We start from the raw sequence: 23185 nt of genomic DNA on the forward strand, positions 1-23185 counted from the left end.
GCCTTTGTGCGTGTTTTTTTATTTATTGACAAAATCACTTAAAAAAATGCAAAAAAGTTTTTTTATTTTATGTTTTTGTTTATATTAGTGCAGGTTTTAGCGTTTCTTGTTTAAATTATGATAAAATACGCAAGATGAAAACCTTTTATGAAGTAATCATTATTAAAATAAACTAACTAACTAGCTATGAGAAAATCGTTTTTATTTTCTGTTGCTTTAGGGTTGATTGCGACGACGGGATCTGTTGCAAGGGAAGGTTCTCTGAATGGAGGAGTAGCTCCCTTATTACTGGATAACGTAGTTCAAGACATCGTTAAGGGAAAGGTCACAGGTGTTGAAGGGGCGATAGCAGGAGCTACCGTAAGCATAGTGGGTGGAACGACCTCTGTTTTTACGGACGACAACGGAAATTTTTCAATCAACGCTCCGATAGGTGCAACATTGCGTTTCAGCTATGTAGGGTATCAGCCCAAGGACATTGTGGTTTCTAGCAATTCCATTAATGTGACCCTGCAAGTGGAGGATAACCCACTGGAAGAAGTCGTGGTTGTGGGATATGGTGCGCAGAAGCGCGAACATTTGACAGGCGCTGTCAGTAATGTGAGTATGGATAGGGTAGTAGGTGACAGGCCTATTCCCGATCTGGCTCGGGGATTACAAGGAACGGTCCCTGGGTTAAATATCCAGGTGCCAAGTGGAGAAGTAGGATCTGATGCTATTATGAAAATTAGGGGACAGGTCGGATCTCCTAATGGAGGTAGTAATCCGCTGATTTTAGTGGATAATGTCGAGATACCGAGTATCCAATATGTTAACCCACACGATATTGAATCGATTACGGTGTTGAAAGATGCGGCATCTAGTGCTATATATGGGGCGAAAGCTGCTTTTGGTGTGATTTTGATCACAACAAAAAAAGGGGGAACAACAGATAAGACAAACTTTACGTATTCTAATAACCTAATTGTACAGTCTCCTTTTAAGAAAATCGATGTTGCGGGTATTGATGGGTTAGAATATACACTGGACGCACATGAGAACATGAAACAGGCAGGACCTGCTGGAGGTTTTTGGCGAATTGACAGAAACAGTTTTGAGAAAATAAAAGAATGGCAGGAGAAATGGGGAGATGTAGTCAATTATGACGACCCTGTAGTTTACGGCCGTGATTGGTCGTGGGATGGAACGCAGAAATTTGGTTACCGGATCTACGATCCTGTGGAGACAATGGTTAAAGATAATGCGTTTTCGAATATTCATAATTTAGGGATGAATGGACGATCAGGGAAGACTAATTATAATCTAAGTGTAGGTTATATGGGGCAGGAAGGAATGATGAAACCTGCACCACATGATGATTTCCGACGTCTTACCGGAACATTAACTTTGTCACATGAAGTCAATGATTTTTTGACTTTACGTGGAGGGGCGCGATATGCAGATAGCAGAAAGCGTAATCCTTTTTCATTGAATTCGGGAGGGTTCGGGGCGGATCCTTGGTTGTACCTATATCGTTGGAGTCGCTTATTCCCAGTAGGTGTGCAGGAGAATGGGGAAGACATAATTGACCCAGCCTTTTCTGCCAGAAATTCGCATGATCAGATTCATGCCAAACGGTTTTTGAATCTCAATTTTGGAACGACGATAAATGTCATGAAAAATTGGGATATTGTTGCAGACTATGCATATAACACAGAAAGTACAAACCTCAGTCAATCTCTGCCATATGTACAGGCAAAAACGACGTGGTATGGCGTGCAAGAATTACGTGATGAGAATGGCAATCGTATACACGTGGACGAAAATGGTGTTCCTGTAGAGAGTGGCGGTATGCCAGCCTGGCAGTTCCCCTTGACCGACCACACAACTAAGGAGCAAACGCATGTTTATCGGGATTCGTACTTATATAAACGTCATACGGTAAATGCACTGACTAATTATAATCTAGATAAGGGTGATCACGCGTTGAAATTCATGTTGGGAACGAATATTGTTGCCTATGCATGGGAAGGCCATTGGTCGCAACGATCAAATCTAATCAATAACGAGAACCCGCAGCTGAATTGGGGGGTAGGTACCGAGACTTCTGGAGGTGGAGCAAACTGGGATTCGCAGGTCGGTTTCTTCGGACGCGTAAATTATGCCTATAAAAATAAATATTTGGTTGAAGCCAATCTGAGATACGACGGCTCTTCAAAATTTCCGAAGCACCTCCGGTGGCGTTGGTTTCCAGGTGTTTCAGCCGGATGGGTTGTTTCGGAAGAAAGCTTTATGGAGCCACTCAAACCGGTATTGAGTTTTGCGAAATTAAGAGCATCGTATGGCGTCATTGGAGACCAGTCTGTTCCCAACTCTATTTATGTCCCAACGATGGGGATTGCGAAAAACTCGTGGTTGAACGCTGGAGGTGAGCAGTTTTTCCAGTTGGGAACACCGGGCGCGGTTTCAAGAGATATTACTTGGCAAGATATTGAACACCTGAATGTAGGGTTAGATTTTCGATTTTTTAATAATAAGCTAGGTTTGACGGCAGAATGGTTTCAGCGCTATACGAAGAACATGATTGTGGGAGGCGACTTCTTGCCGGCCACATTTGGAACTGGTGTCCCTGCGGGAAATTATGGAAACCTGCGTACACGGGGTTGGGAAATTGCAGCTGATTTTAACCATCGATTTGATAATGGACTGGGACTTACATTCCATGCCAACGTCGCGGATGCCGTTACCTTTATTACAAAAGGTGCAGACTGGCAATTGCCATGGGAAGATCGCAGTTTAGGTACAACGTACTCTACCGGTCGTCGATATGGTGATGTATTTGGGTTTGTAACAGACAGACTTTTTCAGGCGGAGGATTTTGTGTACGATGACAATGGGAATTTTGTACAGACAGATATCGTCTGGCAAGGGACCAGCAAGCGGACGAATATGCTAGCAGGCGATAACCCAGTCTACCAAACATACTTTGAAGATGGCAATCAGATTTTATTGATCAGTCCTGGCGATGTAAAGTTTGTGGATATCAATGGGGATGGTTATATCGATGCTGGAAACTCGACGAATGGAAATTCAGGTGATCGTGTTGTTATAGGTAACATTACACCGCGTTATGATTTTGGGTTTCGCGTAGGTGCCGATTGGAAAGGGTTTGATCTATCTGTTTTTCTACAAGGAGTTGGCAAGCGTAGTATCTGGGGGGATGGTCAGTTGGCGATTCCGGGTTATTTTTCCAAAGAGGGTGCGATGCCACAGGCTATCGCAGGTGACTATTGGAAATCAGATCGGACGGATGCTTTTTATCCAAGAGCGTGGAACATGAATGGATCCAACTCTAATTACGTTATGCGTCCACAGTCTAAATATATGTTGGACATGTCCTACTTGAAAATCAAAAACATCACGGTAGGTTACAATCTACCTACATCGATGTTGAACAAGGCTAATATAGCTAGTGCTCGTATTTATGTGTCTTTAGAGAATTTTATCACATTTGATAATTTAAGAGGACTTCCGATTGATCCGGAAGCTATTTCAGGGCATTCGATGTTAAGAGAAGGTGGGAATTATAACTTGGGTCGGACAGGTACGTCGAATCCACCGTTTAAATCTGCTTCCATGGGAGTATCTATAGGTTTTTAATCTTAAAAGGGAAAAGAAATGAAAATTGTAACTAAAATATTATTAGTCGTCGGGGTTCTGGCGTTTTCCGCGTGTGATAAATTCTTAGATAGACCGCCGCTGACTTCAGAAAACGATGATACAGCTTGGGATTCTGAAGAAAAACTACGCTTATATGCCAATAAATACTATACCAGTTTTTTTACTGGGTATAATACCGGAACAAGTACAGGTGGTGCTCCGCTAGTAGGCTATACGAATAGTGACGACATGGTTATACAGGGCAACCAGCCAAATTTTACACGGGCGGTTCCAAACAGCGGGATATGGAGCTACACGACTATTCGTTCGTTAAATCTCATGTTAGACCGTATTGAAACCCGTATGGGAGGTGTGCTGGAAGAGGAAGATAAAGCACATTGGATAGGGATAGGTCGATTCTTCCGTGGCTTTGAATACGCTGACCTTGTCAGATCTTATGGAGATGTGCCTTACTACGATCATGTCGTATCTGATACAGACCCGGATGATCTGTATAAACCTAGGACCCCGCGAAACGAAGTTATGAATGCTGTTTACGATGATTGGCGCTATGCATTAGACAACGTTAGATTAACGGATGGTGATAGAGCGCTCACAGTTGATCGTTATGTGGTGGCTGGTTTTGTATCCAGATTGGCTTTGTATGAAGGTACATGGCAAAAGTATTATTATAATAATAATGAGCAGGCTAAGAAGTTTCTAGAGTTGGCTGTGGAAGCAGCACAAATGGTCATGTCCAGTGGACGGTACAATATCGTGACCGACTATAAATCTCTCTTTGCCTCGGATGAGCTTCGAGGTAACCAAGACATGGTGTTATATCGTAATTACGACGCCGCAGTAGGTATCACGCATTCTATTGCTTCTTACGGAAATTTAGCAGAATCGACGAATAATGGACCCTCTACGGATCTGATTAAAGCCTATTTATGTGCGGATGGTAGACCTTGGCAGGAATCAGGTTTGAATGGTGCGGATGAATTTCATTTAGATAATTTGATTAAAACACGTGACTCCCGATTTGAAGCCACTTTTTATTCTAAGCCTGAACCCTTAAATAGAGGGAGCTTATATTACATTACGAAGTTTTTGCCAAGAGAGGTAGAAAAGCTAGTGAAAGAAGATGGGGGGGCTATGCCGGCCGAATTTACAGGCAGTAGAAACGAAACGGACGCGCCCGTATTACGTTATGCCGAAGTGTTGTTAAATTGGATTGAAGCAAAAGTGGAATTGGCTGAGATTGGTGGTGCGCCCGTCACACAAGATGAAATCGATCGGTCAATAAATAAAATCCGCGATAGACCATTAGCTCCCGAAGCGGAAGCCAAAGGTGTGCAGAAAACGGCTCATTTGCAGCTTGCTGCTATTTCATCTGATCCAGATCGGGATCAGGATGTTTCGCCATTGTTGTGGGAAATCAGAAGGGAGCGTCGAATGGAATTTGCTTTTGAGACATCAAGATTATTGGATTTGAGAAGATGGGGTAAAGTTGAGTATATGGATAACGACTTGAATAGCGATTTGCTTTCTGGAGGATGGGTGAATTTTCCCCAACAACTTCCTACTCAGCTAAGTGGAGGTAATATCGATCTGTTGGCCGTGGTGGATTTAGATGGTAATGAAATAATTTATAATGGTGCTAATGGGGATGAAATGATCGGGTTTTATAGAAGAACAAGCAATGGTCCGCGTTTACCATTTCTGAATCAGCCAAATATCAATCCGTATTTAACTCCTATTGGGCGACAGCAGATTGATGAATACGCCATACGCGGTTATGTGTTAGAGCAGACAGAGGGATGGCCGGAGAACTAATATGTTTTTATATGCAAAAAATGAATTTATCATGAAAAGAACAGATATATGGTCTAAAGGGGGCTTATTAATACTTTTCGTATGCCTACTTGGAATGACTGCTTGCGAAGATGATTTGCCGGGAGCAATAGACTCGTCTGCCAACTATACCGTTTTAGAATCGGTCAGGATAATAAATACGGGTGAAAATGGAGATGTAGTAGTAGAGGGAATGGTAGATGAAGAAACAAAGCGGGTTTCGTTTCCGAGAATTGATACCTTAACCAACTTTGAAAACTTAACATTTGAAGTTGAGGTGTCCGATGGTGCGAGATTAGAAAAAGAAATATTTGACGTGAAGTTTGAAGAAGGAGAGTCGGAAACCACTATCGTCTTGAAAGTGGTGCATGAGCCTCGTTTCCGAGAATATTTAGCAACGTTAAGATTGAAAGTTCCAGTTTATGGAGCTGATTTTACCAAACCAGCGGTGTATGATTACTCCGCAAATGAAATGGGGAATCCCACGTATGAGGCGTTTACGGGAATGGTGACACGAGGTACAGGTTTTGATGGAGAACATGTTTTGATTGTCAGTCGGGGAGGTACAGGTGTGCACTTATTGGATGTAGACGACCTTAAAAACAATACGATTAACCGGATACCTGTTAATACCGCCGGTATGAATGCGGGAACTTTTCTTTGGAATATGGGGGCGCAGGTCAATGGTCATACGTATGTAGTTAACCTTTCGACGAGCGCGGCTCAACCAGTTAGATTATATCATTGGACAAATCCATCTCAGGAACCGGAAGTGATTGCAAATATTCTCCCGTCCAACCTGTCCGGGGCGGGTGCAAGACATGGTGATAATTTCTCGATTAGTTTGGATGACCAGGGCAATGGCTACGCTTACTGGATTAGTATGGGAACGGAGGTTATTCGTATACAGATTCAAAATTATACAGATGTTGTCGATCAACGAGTAATCAATACAGCTGTGGCGTATGGGCAATGGTCGTCGTATTTACAAGCAGCAAATAGCGAGTTTAGTCTCGTAACGGGGCTAGATAAGCCAATTGCAGTTGTTAATTCTTCAGGATCAGTTTCTTACACCATGCCGGCAGCGGCGCTACCTACAAATGCTACTGATGCTCGAGTTATTGATTTCAACGGAGAACGTTACTTGTTAGTCGTAACTGTGCCGCGCACGGGCGACCAAGTGGGCATGTTGCAAGTATATAATATTACGGTCGGTCGGGATATTGTTGCTGCGTTGACTAGTTTTTCCCAACGTACCAATAAAGAGCCGGTATATCAATACTTAATCAATGGTGTAACGAATATTGCTCCGGCATCGCAAACCGGTTTTCACATTGTGAAAGATGGAGAAGGAAACGATGAGAAGCTCATGCTTTATGGAGCGGTGACAGATGGGGGCTTTGCCATCATTGAGTTCCCGGTAAATATAGAAGAAGATTAAGCTGATCCATCCGGGAGTTAGAGTGACTCCTGGATGGATTATTAGAAAAAATAAATTTAAAAGATTGGTCGAATGATAAAGCATATCACAAAATTAATGTTGGGATTATCCTTGATATTCTCTATCTACAGCTGTTCCAAAGACTCACCCGGAGATACGCCTGAACCCGAACCACCGGGCCCGGATCCAAATGGACTGGTTTTTCCCGTTAAAGAAATGCGCGCCGTATGGCTGACCACCGCCTGGGGGCTGGATTGGCCGATGGGTGACTATACAGTCGCGGGGCAGCGACAAAAGTATCTCGCCTACTTGGATAAATTTAAGGAAATGAATATCAATACGATATTCTTTCAAGTGAGAGCGATGGGAGATGCTTATTATGGTTCCGACTACGAACCTTGGGCAACCTCGATTACAGGTACAAGAGGAAAAGATCCAGGCTACGATATTTTAGAATTCTTGATTGAAGAAGCGCATGCGCGAGGAATCGAATTCCATGCTTGGATGAATCCCTACCGGATTGCTACAAGGGCGAATAATGGTACGGCTTATCCACCGTTACATAGCTCTATCGACCCAAGTTGGGTGGTGAGTCACGAAAAAATTCAGATTTACAATCCCGCGAGGGAAGAAGTAAGAAAACGCATAGCGGATATTGTGAAAGAACTGATCAGTAAGTACGATGTAGACGGTGTGCATTTGGATGATTATTTCTACCCTGATCCATCTTCTGCGGGTGTCATGATTTCTGATCAAGCTGATTACGAAACTTACGGATCGGGTTTCAGTACGATTCAGGCGTGGCGTCGTGCAAATGTAGACAAGGCGATAGAAGGTATCCATAATGCCATTGTAGCTACAAAACCAGGAGTGGTATTTTCCATATCCCCGGCGGCAAATAAAGATTACAATTACAATACTCTGTATGCCGATGTTGCGAAATGGTGCCAACAAGGATGGTTAGATCTGTTAATACCCCAACTTTATCAAGAGATTGGAAATAGCTATAATGATTTCCAGACCAACTTAGGTATATGGACGCAATTTGCTTATGACGTTCCTGTCGTAATCGGCCATGGATTCTATAAGTTTGGTGATTCTGCACAACCTGAGGCCTTCCAATCGACGGCCGAGCTGGAAAAGCAGATTAATATGGCGAAGAAGAATCGTAAGGTGGTCGGGAGTGCGATGTACAGCGCGAAATATGTGTTAGATAATAAAATTGGTATTACCGATAAATTAAGCACGTTATACGAAAAACCGGGTGTAATGCCATTTCTTGGTCGCTCGAATAGTGCAGCACCCACACCAGCAGCTACTGTACGTATAGAAGGAAATCAGTTGAAATGGAGCACATCTGGGAATGTAAAATCTGTTGTCTATTATTTTCCGGTAGCTGCTTCAGGAGCCGATAGAAAAGGAGAAGTACTAGCCATTACCGAAGAGCATACAATACCAGTCGATAAGAAGGGCGGTTATTCGGTCGCAACATTAGGTAGCGACCATCAAGAATCGAAACCGTCTGATCTGGTCGAAAAGAATTGAGGAAAGAATACCTATATTGGTAGGTGAAAAGCATGACAATTTGAAAAAGTTCCTATTTTGTTTAATCAACATAATATGCTTTGTTGCCCTTGTTTACGGCCAACAACCCTTCAAGTTCGCGCAGGTAACCGATACCCACGTGGGTGGCGCAACTGGTGCCGAGGATTTAAGGCGCACCGTTCGGGATCTTAACCAGCAAAGTGATATCGATTTTGTTATCCTATCGGGAGACGTAACCGAATTTGGATCGGATGATGAATTTGCCTTGGCAAAGCAGATTTTAGATAGCCTTTCCCTGCCTTTATACGTATTACCCGGCAACCACGACAGTAATTGGTCAGAAAGTGGAGCCAACTCATTCCGAAAAGTATTTGGCGATGAGACGTTCTTCTTCCGCCATAAAGGCTATCTGTTTATGGGAACGACATCAGGACCAAATATGCGCATGAGTCCAGGGCAAATACCGCGAGAAAATTTAGTATGGATGGACTCCGTGTTTAAGGCGAATCCGGATACCGAGACCCCGTTGGTATTTATCAATCATTATCCATTAGATTCCTCCTTGAATAACTGGTATGAGGCGATCGACCGTTTGAAACAAAGAAACGTCCAGCTGGCGATGTGTGGGCATGGGCATAACAACAACGTGTATGATTGGGAAGGCATACCGGGCGTTATGGGGCGTTCCAATTTGCGTGCAAAGGATTCCGTCGGTGGTTACAATATTATTTCCATCGAAAATGGGACGGCAACCTATACGGTGCGTAGACCATTATGGAAAACCGAGGCAAGTTGGACAAAAGTACCCTTGAAAAATCACCACTTCGATTCAGGTAACGTTTCTTATAAAAGGCCGGATTTTTCTGTAAATGATAAGTATGTTGATCGTGTACAAGAGGTGTGGCGGTTCCAAGATGATGCTGATTTGGGAGCGGGACTGGCGAGCTATGGAAATTTGATCTTAACAGGCAATACTGCCGGACAAGTTTTTGCACTCGATGTAAACACAGGAAAGAGAGTGTGGTCTTATCAAACGGGAGGTAAAGTGTATGCTACGCCCGCGGTTTGGAAGAATACGGTGGTTGTTGGTTCTTCAGATGGAACGATATATGGTCTGAATGCAAAAGACGGGCACTTGAAATGGCAGATAAAAACGGATAAGGCGGTGCTGGGCAGTGCGGTAGTTGAAAGGGGCGTGGCTTTTGTAGGTGGTTCAGATGGGTCATTCCTTGCAATAGATATAAAAAAAGGAAAGGTCAAATGGACTTTCGATAAACTTCGAGGATATGTTTCTGGTAAACCGACGTTGTATCAGGATAACGTGTTATTTGGCGATTGGGGGAACGGGTTCTATGCGTTGTCCAAAAAGACTGGTATGTTACAATGGTCTTGGGATAATGGACATAAAAACCGCATGTTCTCGGCTGCAGCGTGCTATCCGGTAGCAACGAATGGCCGTGTTTTTATCGTTGCACCAGATCGTTATATGACCTGTTTGAATGCTGTGACAGGAGAGGTAATTTGGCGGGAAAAAATAGATACTATTCGTGTTCGTGAGTCGATGGGGCTTTCAGAAGATGGGCGTTATGTATATGTAAAAACGATGGATGGAAACCTGCTTGGTATATCCACGACTGCGGATAATATGGATGTTGCCTGGCGTTCAACGTTACAGTTGCCTTACGAGCTAACGCCCTCTGCCATCGCGACCAACGGTAAACAAGTATTTGTGCCAAGCCATTCGGGACTTCTTTCCGGAATTGACGTGAAGACTGGTGAAGTTTTATGGCAGTATAAATGTTCAAATGCGATGATAAATCCTATCTTTGTTTTGGGATCTAACCATCTCATTATCTCGACGATGGATGGTATGACATTAAAACTTTACCTCAACAAGAGATAAAAAAACATAGACAAAATGGGATATTTTTAAAGTATTTATGCATGTTTATGCATGTTTTGGATTAAAATTTGCATTTTTGTGTTGGAAGTAATAGAATAATTTAAATGGTAAGAGTTACGGAAAAGGAGTCGAACTACCAAGACTTGGACAAAATGTCGGTCAACGAGCTATTGACTAACATGAATAAAGAAGATAGAACCGTGCCGTTAGCTGTAGAGAAAGCGATTCCTCAACTGGAAGCATTGGTAAAAGTTACGGTCGAGAAGATGAAAATAGGAGGACGCTTATTTTATATAGGCGCAGGAACTAGCGGCCGTTTAGGAATTTTAGATGCTTCGGAGTGTCCGCCAACTTTCGGGGTTCCGTTCGATTGGGTAATCGGGTTGATAGCCGGTGGAGATACGGCCATTCGTAAAGCTGTGGAGTTTGCTGAAGATGATATGGAACAGGCTTGGAAAGATATGGAAGAGTATGATATTGACAAGAATGATGTGATAATAGGTATTGCCGCCTCCGGCACAACACCTTATGTTATCGGTGGGTTGAGACGAGCAAACGCTGAGGGACTGGTGACGGGGTGCATAGTTTGCAACAGTAACTCGCCCATCGCGGAGGAAGCACAATACCCCGTGGAAGTTATTGTCGGCCCAGAGTTTGTCACGGGTTCCACCCGTCTGAAATCAGGCACAGCACAAAAACTGGTGCTCAATATGCTGAGTACTTCCGTCATGATTCAACTAGGACGGGTAAAAGGAAATAAAATGGTTGATATGCAGCTGTCGAATATAAAATTAGTCGCTAGGGGAGTACGGATGGTTATGGAAGAAACCGGCCTCGACCAAGATGCCGCCTCGACGCTGTTGGAACGTTATGGCAACGTGCGCAAGGCTATAGAAAGTTATCAATCCATCAAATCTTAAAATCTTAACACTCCCATATGTCGCCAATTACACTATTGACATTTTTATTTGTATACTTCGGTATACTACTGAGCGTATCTTATTTCACATCCCGTAAGACGGCAGATAACGCGACGTTTTTTGTGGCAAATAGAAATTCCAAGTGGTATATGGTCGCCTTTGGAATGATTGGGACGGCATTATCGGGGGTTACCTTCATTTCCGTCCCAGGAGCGGTAGGTGTTTCTAACTTTAGCTATTTTCAGTTTGTTCTGGGCAATGCGTTGGGTTTTTTGGTTATTGCCTACGTTTTGTTACCCCTTTATTATCGGATGAACCTCACTTCCATCTACACCTATTTAGAAGAAAGATTGGGGCATAAAAGCTATAAAACTGGGGCCATGATTTTCTTGGTTTCCAGGACAATTGGATCAGCTTTTCGATTATATCTGGTGGCCATCATCTTGCAGAAGTTCGTCTTTGATGCCTGGAATGTACCCTTCGGGATGACGGTCGCGGGCTGCCTGATACTGATATGGTTATATACAAACAAAGGCGGCCTCAAAACAATTATTATCACCGATATGCTCCAGACATTCTGTCTGCTATTGGCGGTAATCCTATCGATTTATTTTATGGCCGATGGGTTAGGTATCTCTGTTTTAGATGCATTTGAGCGGGTAAAAGAAAGTTCGTATTCGCAGATCGTCGTGTGGGAAGATTTATTGGGGGATCGAAACCATTTCTGGAAGCACATTATCGGTGGAGCATTTGTAACGATTGCTATGACCGGACTTGATCAGGATCTCATGCAGAAAAACCTAAGCATGAAAACAATCGGCGAAGCACAGAAAAACATGCTTACTTTTACAGGGATATTTGTTGTGATCAACTTATTCTTCTTGGCCGTGGGCGCCTTGCTCTATATTTATGTGGCGGAAAAAGGAATTGATATCAGCATGCTTCGTACACCGGACTATCTCTATCCGGAGATAGCGCTGAACCACCTGTCTATCGCAGCGGGGGTCATCTTTATGATGGGACTGACTGCGGCAACCTTCGCGACGACTGACTCTGCGCTTACCGCATTGACCACATCGTATTGTGTAGACTTTTTAGGTTTTAACAAGGCAAAGGATCCGAATGCAAAAGCACTGGTTAGGAAGAGAAATATCGTGCACTTTGCATTTAGTATCGTGATGCTACTGGTTATCTTGGTCTTCCGACTGCTGAACGATGATTCCGTCGTGACGGCCATCTTTACGGCAGCCAGTTATACTTACGGGCCCTTGTTAGGTTTATTCGCCTTCGGTATCCTAACCCGAAATAGAGCAAACGATAATTTGGTGCCTTACTTCTGTATCCTGTCGCCGATTATATGGTATCTGGTAAATACCTACTATATCATGCCGAATACCAGCTATCGTATTGGTTTTGAGTTGATTGTTTATAATGGATTGACGACATTCCTCTTGTTGTGGGTCACTTCGCCAGGAAAGCTTCCACGAGAGAGGCGTACTATTCAAATATAGTTTGTTATATTTTTTGTTTAGCCTTTTCTTTTTCACTTTACATTGGTATATTTGAGCCGCTCGAACGGTATGTCGATAATGGGAAATTAGCTCAGCTGGTTTAGAGCACTACCTCGACAAGGTAGGGGTCACTGGTTCGAACCCAGTATTTCCCACAAAAAAGAGACTGTTAAAGTCTCTTTTTTGTTTTTGCGGTTTATTTTTTATTTTTAATCCAGAGCAAACTGGCATTGATGGATAGGTACTTGAGGCAACTCCTACTTTTTTGTGTTTTTATCTTCGTAGGTGCGTCGTATGTTTCTGCGCAGGTAGAGGAGGAATTTAGCAGTGCGTTGGATTCAGCTCGAGCCAAAGAAGACAATAAAACAGACTCTGTCGTCTTTACCGCGAGATATGTACGCTATGCAACCTTAGCTATGCTGAAGCAGAGTACACGCACCGTACAGATCGATACGACGCACATCAATTTTCAATATTACAATAAGCAAAACCTGCCGTGGAATCCGACGATAAACTTAGGTTCTTATGGGTTGGCTTCCCGAGATCTTTTGTTCAATCCGAATAAGACGATTGGATTTCAACCGGGGTTCCATGCCTTAGAAAGATATCTGTTGCAACCGGATTCTATTCAATATTTTCGGGCCAGGGCACGTTATTCTGAATTATATGCCGTGGGATTCTTTTTCAACGATCAGGTTTTTCGGGCACGGTTGGCTCAAAATATTAATCCGCAATGGAATATCGGTGCGGAATACTACGCAACAAATACAGATGGATACTATGTCAATCAAGCTTATAATGATCGAAAGGCAGCTGTCTTTACTTGGTACGAATCAAAAAGCTTACGCTATAACCTGTTGATGAATGCCACGTTCAATAACCTGAACTCCCCGGAAAATGGCTCCGTTGTGGATCGGAACGTGTACATGCAGGATGTCTTTAAAGACACTTCCGATATGTCGAACATGGGATATCCCGTTAGGTTGCGAGGACAGCAGGCAAACCGGCCTCATCATAAATGGAAGGACAATGGTGTCTTTTTACGGCAGTCCTACTATCTAGGAAGATTAGATACCGTAAATCGCGGAACGCCGGAGATGGAGGTGCGCCCTACGAATACGGTCGCGCATAATTCTTCGCTGCGTCAACGAACGTTCACTTTTTTCAAAAATGAAGCGGATCCAGAAGGGGCATTCCCTTATGGCGATTTTACCCGCGTAGAAGACACCACGGTCGTTACGAATATTACCAACGAGTTCACCTATAGCTTCTATTTGCGCGGTAAGGGCGTGTTTAAAAATGAGGCAAAGCTCGATCTGGGCTTTCAGAACGATTTGATCTGGTATAAGGATAGTCTGACGAACGAATTTTTCCAAAACAGTATGCTAAAGGGGACGTTAGGTTATCAATTTAGCGACCGTGTTCAATTGCAGGGGAATGTAAACCAGATTGTTGTAGGGCGTCACGCGGGAGACTTTCTGTATGAAGCGAACGCTGATATTTTGCTGAGCGAAAATGTGGGCAGTGTACGGCTAGGAGCCTACTCGCAAAATAAATCACCAGAAATGGTCTTCGATCTGATGAACTACACATATCATCAATGGGATCATAGTTGGGAAAAAACCAAGACACAAAACCTCTCCTTTGCTTATACGAACAACAAACTTGGGTTTTCAGGTAAGGCGGAGTACTTCTTAATGGATAAGTACCTTTATTTTCGCGAGGTCGATAACCCCGATAATGACGAACTGTATCTTAGACAGATAACCCCAGATCAATCTGGAAGTATGAATCTGTTGAAAGTGTCAATCAGCCAGAAGTTTCGGCTAGGGCGCTTCCATTTTGATAATATGGGTGTATATCAGAAAACGGACGCTCAAAATATATTGGCCATCCCAGAGTTGTACACTTGGCATAGCTTCTATTATGCCAATAAATTATATAACGTGATGGATTTTCGATTGGGAACCGATGTGCGCTTCAATACACCGTTCCGCTCCCCGTCCTATGCCATCAACGTAGGGCAATTTTACAACGACAACGTCGGGATAGAATATTCCACCTACCCGATCGTGGATTTTTGGTTTACCGGTAATATAGACCGCGTGAATTTATTTATCTCCTATAACTTCGCGAACCAATTCGTGTATCCCAAAGGATATTATACCGTACGACGCTATCCTATGCAGGACGCGAACCTGCGGTTCGGGGTATCCTGGAAGTTTTATGATTAGCCCCCCTTCTATTTCCTCTTATTAAGTTTTCTTTTTCAATTTCTTGATAACGCGTTAGGGAAAAGTATATGTTTGTCATATTTAACTCGTTTCCTACGATCTAAAATTATATTTTTTAAAAAATTTTTGTTTTCTAAAAAAAAAGTATATGTTTGTTCTAAGTTAACATAGTGCGTTAAGTTGTTGTGTTATTAACGCCTTGTTACTATATAATTATAAACTTTCAGAAACTTTAAAAGATAGCTTAAAATATAATTTTAATCTAGATAGTGCGTAAACCTATTCATGTTATAAAATTGTTATGGAAAAAAAATATTTTGTCAAATCGCTGTTTGGATGCCTCTTAATATGTGTTCTTTCTAGTTTTGCTGCGAAAGCACAGTTGCAGACAATTACAGGGAAAGTGGTAGATGCCGATATGTTAACTCCTTTGCAGGGTGTAACCATTAAAGTTGCGGGCGGTGGCCAGGCAGCGAGTACGAATAATTTGGGAGAATATTCGATAGAAGCAAAGACGGGCGATTTGTTACGGTTTAATTTCTTGGGTTACGACCCTGTTGAAATTGTTGTTGGAAAAGAAAGTGCTTACGATGTAAAGTTAATTAGATCTACCGAGAGTCTGGATTCTGTAGTTGTTGTGGGCTATGGTACACAGCGAAAAAGAGACATAACAGGCTCGGTAACTAGTTTATCTCCACAAGACCTACAACCGGGACCTGCGGCTAGTTTCGATCAAATGATGCAGGGAAAAGTAGCCGGAGCGCAAATTACCCAGACGACAGGGGCTCCAGGAGGGAATGTAAATATCGTTATTCGGGGGATTAATTCGATTACGGGTGGTAACCAGCCTTTATATGTAATTGACGGTTATGCCATTGGTGCCGGTGGAAGTGGGTCGGATGTGTCTAGTTTTAATGGAAATTCCTATTCATCAGAAGGAATGGCCAATAACACCGCCTCTAAAATTAATCCGTTGAGTAGTATCAATCCTTCTGATATTGCGTCCATTGAAATTTTAAAGGATGCGTCTGCGACTGCTATTTACGGATCGAGAGGAGCCAACGGTGTGATTATCGTTACCACGAAAAAGGGAAAAAGAGGAAGCCCTACCGTTCATTTAGAAGCGGCGGGAGGTTTTCAAAACGTGGCCAATAAGTTGAAAATGATGAATGCGCAGGAGTTTGCAGAATTTCATGCGGAGGGACGAGACAACGCGTGGGTTTATGCGGGAGGGAATGCGTCAGATCCGAATGATGTAAGAACGGGGGGGACGCGGGTACGCCCGGAGTTTCGTAATCCCGAATCATTAACGACGAATATAGATTGGCAGGATCAGATTTTTAGAACGGCCCCACTGCAGAATTATCAACTTTCGACGACGGGCGGAGGTGAGTCGGTAGATTATATGGTTTCTTTAGGCTATTATAATCAACAAGGGATAATCAAAAAGTCCGATTTCAATAAATATAATATGCGTTCCAATATAGATATTAGGTTATCTAATCGGTTGTCTCTTGGTGTATCCTTGGCGGGTTCCTATACGCATGGGAATTTTGCACGTGCCGAAGGGCATTTGGGGACAAGAGGGTTAATTGCTGCTGCTCTGGCAAATTCGCCTGCGATGCCTATTTACCAAGCCGATGGTTCCTATAGTTCAGAATTATTGGATCCATTAGGTGTACCGGTCGAGAATCCCTATTTAATCCTTGATGAATTCAGTGATAAGCGGAATTCCGCGAATATTTTCACCAATAATTATCTTCAGTATAATCTTTTAGACGGATTGTCGATAAAAACGTCCATAGGGGTGAATTATGTGACTGGGTCGACCCGCCTCTGGAAATCATCGCAGATTGGTGAGTGGGGTGCTAAAACGAGCCCGGCAACTGCAGGTGCCCACAACAGTGCTTTATTAAATTGGTTAAATGAAAATACGGTGAACTATACGACGAACTTTGGAGAGGATCATAAAATAGATGCCGTTGTAGGGTTTACAGCGCAGAAAGAAAGCTTAAATATGCTACAGGCTGGGGCGATGGATTTTCCGACGGATTTGATTCCTTATTTAGCCGGTGGAAATGTGAATGCTGGAACGAATTATATCACAGAATGGGCGATGTTGTCGTGGCTAGCCCGGGCTAACTACAGTTTTATGGGGAAATGGTTATTAACGGGTACTGTACGCCGGGATGGAAGTTCGAGATTCGGGATTAACAATCGTTGGGGTACCTTCCCTTCCGCGTCTTTAGGATACAGGTTATCAGATGAAGAGTTTATGAAATCGTTGTCGTTTATAGATGATCTGAAGCTGCGGGCGAGTTACGGCGCGTCGGGTAATAATTTAATAGGAAATTATGCCCATATCGGGCTGTTAGGTATTGTTCCTTATGTCGGTAATGGGCAACCATTGCTTGGTGTGACACCGCAAACCCTCGCCAATGAAAACCTAACGTGGGAGCGATCTTTACAGACCAACTTTGGGCTCGACCTGGCGCTATTTAATCATCGTATAGTCTTAACAGTGGATGCGTACCGCAATATGAAAAAGGATTTGTTGTTAAATACGTTACTGCCCGCAGCTACTGGGTTTGGTTCCGTGACGCAAAATATCGGTGAGCTTGAAAATAAAGGTTTGGAGATTGCATTAAATACACGGAACATAGCGAGCGGATCTTTTCAGTGGAATACCGATTTTAATGTAAGTTTCAATAGAAATAAGGTTCTGGCCTTAAATACTTCATCTGCTAGGATATTAAGTTCGGCCTACCAAGCTACACAGGTAGGTCAGCCCATTTCAAGTTTCTTTTTGTTGGAAGCGACAGGCGTATTCAAAGACTGGGATGAAGTGCATGCTAGCCCTTTGCAGCATCCGAACACGCAACCGGGCGATCTTAAATTTAATGATGCTAACGGTGATGGACGGATTACAGACGATGATAAAACCTTCGTTGGCACGCCGTGGCCAAAATATACTTTTGGATTCAATAATCAGTTTACCTATAAAAGCCTTTCTTTGGGTGTGAGCTTAACGGGATCGTATGGTCAGAAAATGTATTTTCAAGGCGCAGAGATTATTATGAATTCAGCAGGTGTTCAAAATCAACTGGCGTTGGTCAATGATCGCTGGAGGTCGGAAGAAAATCCTGGTAATGGATTTGTGCCGAGAGCGATACGGAATGATTATGCTAGAGGGATTGGTATTAATTCCAGATATCTGTTCGAAGCCTCATTTGTCCGTATCCGGAATGTCAATTTAGCATATAAGTTGCCGTCCAATATATTCCGTTCCAAATTGCCCGCGATCGATATGTTTGCTGATGTCTCAAATGTGTATACATTTACGGATTACCCCGGTTATGATCCTGAAGGTAGTTCGACGGGAGATAATATTGCTGCGAGTGGTATAGATTATTTTTCATATCCATTACCTCGAACCTTTACATTAGGCATTAGAATGAATATCCGTTAACCCAATAATCTTACTGAAATGAAAAAATATATTGTTTGTGTTGCATTGTCTGTGCTTTTTTTGAGCTCCTGCAACAATTTTCTAGCGCTTTCACCCGAACATCAAATCAATGAAAATAATTTCTATAAAACGGAAGCTGATTTTGAAAATGCGCTGGTCGGCGTATATGCATCTTTTAGGGAGATATATACGCATGAGATTTTCTATCTTGCCGAATTGACTTCGGATAATGCTGAGGTATCTATATCTTCCTCTTCCGTTGCCGAAATGGAGTTTGACGAGATGAATATAACACCGTCCAATACGATTGTTCAAGGGTTTTGGACGAAGGTTTTATTTACGATCGCGCGAGCAAACATCCTACTTGTACGGCTAGAGCAGTCTGATTTAAGTATGGAAAGCAAAGCAAGAATTGCGAGCGAAACAAAATTTATCCGTGCATACAGCTATTTTTTGATGGTTCAAATTTTTGGACGATCTCCTATCACACACGGAGAATTTCGGAGTCCAGAAGATATAGCCAATGCCGACTTGTCCTTGAAGTCTCTGGAAGAAGTATATACTGAGATCATCAAAGATTTGAAAGAGGCCGAAGAATTAGCAGTTGATGATTCCCAAGAAGATAAAGGAAGGGTTTCTTTGGGCGCCATACAAGGATTGTTAGGCAAAGTCTATTTAACACGTCACCAGTATACGGAGGCAATACATACGTTGGGGAGTTTAATTGAAAGAAACGTATATAGTTTAGAACCGGATTACAAAACTCTTTTTAGTCCTGGAAATGGTAATACCAAGGAGTCCCTCTTCGAATTAAAATTTATCTCTGGTTTTAACCAAGGGAACGAGTACTCGGTATTATTCACCCCAGCTTCAACGGGACTATTGGCGAATAATCAGCAAGGTTCTGGACGAATTACACCGTCGCTTGATCTGATGGACGCTTACGAGGAAGGCGATGCTAGGAAAAAAGCTTCCGTAGGCGATACGATTAGACCCAATGGGGTGAAAGAGTACAGCCGACACGGGTTGAAGTTTGTGGATCTAAATGCAGAAAACCCGAGAGATGGTTCCGTTAATTTTACCGTTTTACGCTATGCCGATGTCCTCCTCATGTATGCTGAAGCATTGAATGAAGATGATGATGTAAATGGAGCACAGGCTTATCTCAATATGGTCCGTTCCCGCGCAGATCTGGAAGGGGTGGAAATCAGTAATAAAGAAGATATGCGTGAATCCATAGCGAAAGAAAGAAGACTGGAACTGGCGTATGAGGGGCATCGTTGGTTCGATTTGTTGCGGACAGGAAAAACCCAGGAAACCATGAATGCATTTTTTGTGGGCAAGGGCTTAAATTTTACCGTGCAAAACCATGAATTGATATTTCCTATTCCACGTAGAGAGATTGATATCAATCCAGAATTAGGACAAAATGAAGGCTACTAACTTGTATAAGACATTAACCTATGAGATTATAAATAGATTTATTACACCAAATATAGCTAGATGATGAAGAAAATAATATCATTAATAATTTGCAAACTGATGCTTTGTGGTCTGTTGTGCAACAGTTTGGCGTATGCCCAGCAAACGTCAGGTTCAATTCCGATTTCCGGAAAAGTCGTCAATCAACAAAATGAAGTATTGGCAGGAGTAAGTGTTTCTGTGAAAGATCAGACTACCGCTACGAAAACTGATGCAGCAGGCTTATTTTCCCTGTCCGTAGATAGCGAGGAGGCTGTTTTAGTATTTTCTTCATTGGGGTATGATAGACTCGAAATAAAGATAGGGAAGCAACGTTTTTTTAATATTATCCTAGCGACCAAATCTACCGCACTGGATGATGTGGTGGTCATCGGTTACGGAGAAACGACCCGACGAGATGTGACGGGATCAGTCGGCTCTGTTAATATGAAAGACCTCGCTCAGGCACCTGTTAAATCCTTTGATGAAGCCTTGGCCGGTCGGGTGGCAGGTGTAACCGTAACGGCTAGTGACGGACAACCTGGATCAAATACCAACATCGTCATACGTGGCTCAGGTTCTATCACGCAAAACACCGCACCGCTTTACGTGGTTGATGGATTCCCTTTAGAAGATGCCAATAGTAACAGTATCAACCCAGGAGATATTGAATCTATTGAAATACTCAAAGATGCGTCAGCAACCGCAATATATGGAGCGCGAGGTGCAAACGGTGTGATTATGATCACGACGAAAAAAGGGGTAGCTGGAAAACCGGTGGTAAATTATAATGCATACGGTGGTTTCGCCGAAAACCCGAAACCTCTTAAATTGATGGGGGCTTATGAATTCGTAAAGTATCAGTATGAACTCGAGCCTCAGTTTACGACTGATTATTATTTGGCAGGGCGTACATTGGAAAGTTATCGGGACGAACCTAGTATAGATTTGCAGGATCAGATCTATAAACAAGCATTTGTGCACAACCATGAATTGTCTGTGCGGGGCGGTAGTGGAGGTACGACCTATTCACTTTCGGGAAATTTGTTAAAAAACAATGGATTGGTCACCAATTCGGGATTTGATAGAAAACAGCTTCGATTTCAGTTTGACCAACAATTGGGTAAAAAACTTAAGATCGGAACGATCGCAAATTATAGCGCAAATAAAACGTACGGTATCATCGTCGGAGAACCTTCGATGCGCATTACATATAGTGGTTTAAGCTTGCTTGCTTCGGTGTGGGGATTTCGGCCGGTAAAAGGTCTGAATGAATCGCTTCTGGAAGATCTGTTTGATCCGACGGCTCCCGAAAATGACTTCCGTGTAAACCCCATCTTGTCTACTCAAAATGAACTTCGGGAAACTTTTGTGAACACCTTGACTTTAAATGGATACGGTGAATATTCGTTTCATCCAAATCTCGTTTTCAGATCTTCGGCTGCTTACACCAATGTGATGGTTCGGCAAGATATGTTTTTCAATTCCCTAACGGCAAACGGAAACATAAGACGTAACGAAGGCGTAAACGGCTCGATTGCGTTTCGCCCGAGAACGACTTGGGTGAATGAAAATATTCTTACCTACAAAAAGTCCTTCAAACAAGGACATACGCTCAGTGCTGTCGGTGGTTTTTCTTTGCAGCAATACGATAGTGGAGATTACGGTTTCCAGGGTTTGAATGTGTTAAATGAATCACTCGGGATAGACGGTTTGGATGAAGCGGGAACGAATGTTGGATTTTCATCATCTTCCAGATGGGCTTTGATGTCGTTTTTAGGAAGATTCAACTATGGATATAAAAATAAATATAGATTAACCTCTTCCTTTAGGTACGACGGCTCCTCGAAATTTGCGCCGGGTAAGCGTTGGGCCTTTTTCCCGTCAGCAGCATTTGCCTGGACCGTGTCAGAAGAAGATTTTTTAAAAGACGTTTCTTTCTTGCATAATGCCAAAATAAGAACGAGTTATGGGGCTACTGGGAATAACCGGGTATCAGATTTTCCGTATATTACCCAGTTGAGTGTTCCTAGATTTGGAGGGTATTCCTTTAATAATGCCGCTCCTACACGTGGAGCATTGCTTCTGCAATATGGTAATCCCGATCTAACATGGGAAACTACCGTTCAAAGCAATATCGGTCTCGATCTCTCTTTTTGGGAAGGACGAATTGAATTTGTAGCAGATGTCTATAGAAGAAATACAAAAGATCTATTGTTAGACGCGACACTTCCATATGCCACGGGTTTGACGAGCAGCGCCACCAATTTGGCTACGGCTTACAAGAACATTGGAGAGCTGCGCAATCAAGGATTGGAACTGACGTTAAATACAACCAATATCGATAATGGCAGATTTAAGTGGAGTACAAATTTCAATATCAGTTTTAACCAAAATAAAATTATCGCTCTCAACGAAAACCAAACAGCGTTACTGAGCCCGGTAGCATTTGATACCGATTTTAGAAATGTGTTCCCTTACATTTCTGTTGTAGACGGCCCTTTAGCGCAGATGTACGGATTGGTATGGGATGGCGTCTACCAATATCATGACTTTGATCAAGTGCTGGGAAACTATGTATTAAAGGATTATATTACTACAAATGGTCAACCACGGGAGAATATTCAACCTGGAGATATCAAATATAAAGATATAAATGGTGATTTGGTCGTCAACGAGATGGATTTTACTGTCATCGGAAGAGGATTGCCTATCCACGTGGGAGGTTTTACCAACCGTTTTGATTATAAGGGTTTTGACTTGAATATATTCTTTCAATGGTCTTATGGAAATGATATTCTCAATGCGAATAGATTGATTTTCGAGGGAAATGCAAAGAGACATCGTTCTTTAAATCAATATGCGAGTTATGAGAATCGATGGACACCTGAAAATCCAAGCAATGAACTTTTTAGGACCGGTGGACAACGGGATACCTACTACTCAAGCCGGACGGTAGAGGATGGTTCATTCTTGCGTCTCAAAACGGTCTCCTTGGGATACACTTTCCAAGATCATGTGTTAAGCCGTTTGAAGGTAAACTCGCTTAGATTATATGCTTCGGCACAAAATCTGCATACTTGGACAACCTATTCAGGTTCAAATCCAGAGGTATCTGTACGGCATTCTGCGTTGACTCCCGGATTTGATTTCTCTGCATATCCTTTGGCCCGGACGATAACTTTTGGTTTGACCACAACTTTTTAAC

At 42.7% G+C, this 23185-nt stretch carries 11 protein-coding genes and 1 tRNA gene; all 12 read left to right on the forward strand.

Going from position 1 to position 23185, the window contains the following annotated elements:
- Positions 1-186: 186 nt before the first annotated feature.
- The 12 genes from G5B43_RS11730 to G5B43_RS11785 all read left to right on the forward strand — a co-directional run bounded on the left by G5B43_RS11730 (position 187) and on the right by G5B43_RS11785 (position 23184).
- Positions 187-3639, forward strand: a complete 3453-nt coding sequence (locus G5B43_RS11730; RefSeq protein ID WP_165294940.1) for a SusC/RagA family TonB-linked outer membrane protein — start codon at positions 187-189, stop codon at positions 3637-3639.
- Between the two features lie 18 nt (positions 3640-3657).
- The gene (locus G5B43_RS11735) at positions 3658-5475 is read left to right on the forward strand and encodes a RagB/SusD family nutrient uptake outer membrane protein (RefSeq protein WP_165294941.1); all 1818 of its coding nucleotides are present in this window, start codon (positions 3658-3660) and stop codon (positions 5473-5475) included.
- 31 nt (positions 5476-5506) lie between these two features.
- Complete coding sequence (locus G5B43_RS11740) at positions 5507-6934, forward strand: DUF4623 domain-containing protein (protein ID WP_165294942.1); 1428 nt, start codon at positions 5507-5509, stop codon at positions 6932-6934.
- Positions 6935-7006: 72 nt separating this feature from the next.
- Positions 7007-8479 carry a glycoside hydrolase family 10 protein gene (locus tag G5B43_RS11745; RefSeq protein WP_240904853.1) on the forward strand — a complete coding sequence of 491 codons (1473 nt, stop codon included), beginning with the start codon at positions 7007-7009 and terminating at the stop codon, positions 8477-8479.
- 40 nt (positions 8480-8519) lie between these two features.
- Positions 8520-10382: a PQQ-binding-like beta-propeller repeat protein gene (locus G5B43_RS11750; protein WP_165294943.1), complete on the forward strand. Its 1863-nt coding sequence runs from the start codon at positions 8520-8522 to the stop codon at positions 10380-10382.
- Between the two features lie 104 nt (positions 10383-10486).
- The gene (murQ, locus tag G5B43_RS11755) at positions 10487-11302 is read left to right on the forward strand and encodes an N-acetylmuramic acid 6-phosphate etherase (protein WP_165294944.1); all 816 of its coding nucleotides are present in this window, start codon (positions 10487-10489) and stop codon (positions 11300-11302) included.
- 17 nt (positions 11303-11319) lie between these two features.
- Positions 11320-12813: a sodium:solute symporter gene (locus G5B43_RS11760; protein WP_165294945.1), complete on the forward strand. Its 1494-nt coding sequence runs from the start codon at positions 11320-11322 to the stop codon at positions 12811-12813.
- Between the two features lie 80 nt (positions 12814-12893).
- Positions 12894-12968, forward strand: a tRNA-Val gene (locus tag G5B43_RS11765).
- 78 nt (positions 12969-13046) lie between these two features.
- Positions 13047-15047: a putative porin gene (locus G5B43_RS11770; RefSeq protein ID WP_165294946.1), complete on the forward strand. Its 2001-nt coding sequence runs from the start codon at positions 13047-13049 to the stop codon at positions 15045-15047.
- A 301-nt stretch (positions 15048-15348) separates the two neighbouring features.
- Complete coding sequence (locus tag G5B43_RS11775; RefSeq protein ID WP_165294947.1) at positions 15349-18516, forward strand: SusC/RagA family TonB-linked outer membrane protein; 3168 nt, start codon at positions 15349-15351, stop codon at positions 18514-18516.
- Between the two features lie 18 nt (positions 18517-18534).
- On the forward strand, positions 18535-19959 hold the full coding sequence (locus tag G5B43_RS11780) for a RagB/SusD family nutrient uptake outer membrane protein (protein ID WP_165294948.1): 1425 nt from the start codon (positions 18535-18537) through the stop codon (positions 19957-19959).
- A gap of 60 nt (positions 19960-20019) precedes the next feature.
- Positions 20020-23184, forward strand: coding sequence for a SusC/RagA family TonB-linked outer membrane protein (locus tag G5B43_RS11785; protein WP_165294949.1), 3165 nt, complete (start codon positions 20020-20022; stop codon positions 23182-23184).
- The last annotated feature ends 1 nt before the right edge of the window (position 23185 follow it).

The sequence above is a fragment of the Sphingobacterium sp. SGR-19 genome (assembly GCF_011043555.1).
In the GTDB taxonomy this organism is placed as follows: Bacteria; Bacteroidota; Bacteroidia; order Sphingobacteriales; family Sphingobacteriaceae; genus Sphingobacterium.

Excerpts from the sequence above, each read along its gene's own strand:
- G5B43_RS11745 (WP_240904853.1), top strand. The coding sequence starts at position 7,007 with ATGATAAAGCATATCACAAAATTAATGTTGGGATTATCCTTGATATTC.
- G5B43_RS11760 (WP_165294945.1), top strand. The coding sequence starts at position 11,320 with ATGTCGCCAATTACACTATTGACATTTTTATTTGTATACTTCGGTATA.
- murQ (WP_165294944.1), top strand. The coding sequence starts at position 10,487 with ATGGTAAGAGTTACGGAAAAGGAGTCGAACTACCAAGACTTGGACAAA.
- G5B43_RS11735 (WP_165294941.1), top strand. The coding sequence starts at position 3,658 with ATGAAAATTGTAACTAAAATATTATTAGTCGTCGGGGTTCTGGCGTTT.
- G5B43_RS11780 (WP_165294948.1), top strand. The coding sequence starts at position 18,535 with ATGAAAAAATATATTGTTTGTGTTGCATTGTCTGTGCTTTTTTTGAGC.
- G5B43_RS11730 (WP_165294940.1), top strand. The coding sequence starts at position 187 with ATGAGAAAATCGTTTTTATTTTCTGTTGCTTTAGGGTTGATTGCGACG.
- G5B43_RS11740 (WP_165294942.1), top strand. The coding sequence starts at position 5,507 with ATGAAAAGAACAGATATATGGTCTAAAGGGGGCTTATTAATACTTTTC.
- G5B43_RS11785 (WP_165294949.1), top strand. The coding sequence starts at position 20,020 with ATGATGAAGAAAATAATATCATTAATAATTTGCAAACTGATGCTTTGT.
- G5B43_RS11770 (WP_165294946.1), top strand. The coding sequence starts at position 13,047 with ATGGATAGGTACTTGAGGCAACTCCTACTTTTTTGTGTTTTTATCTTC.
- G5B43_RS11775 (WP_165294947.1), top strand. The coding sequence starts at position 15,349 with ATGGAAAAAAAATATTTTGTCAAATCGCTGTTTGGATGCCTCTTAATA.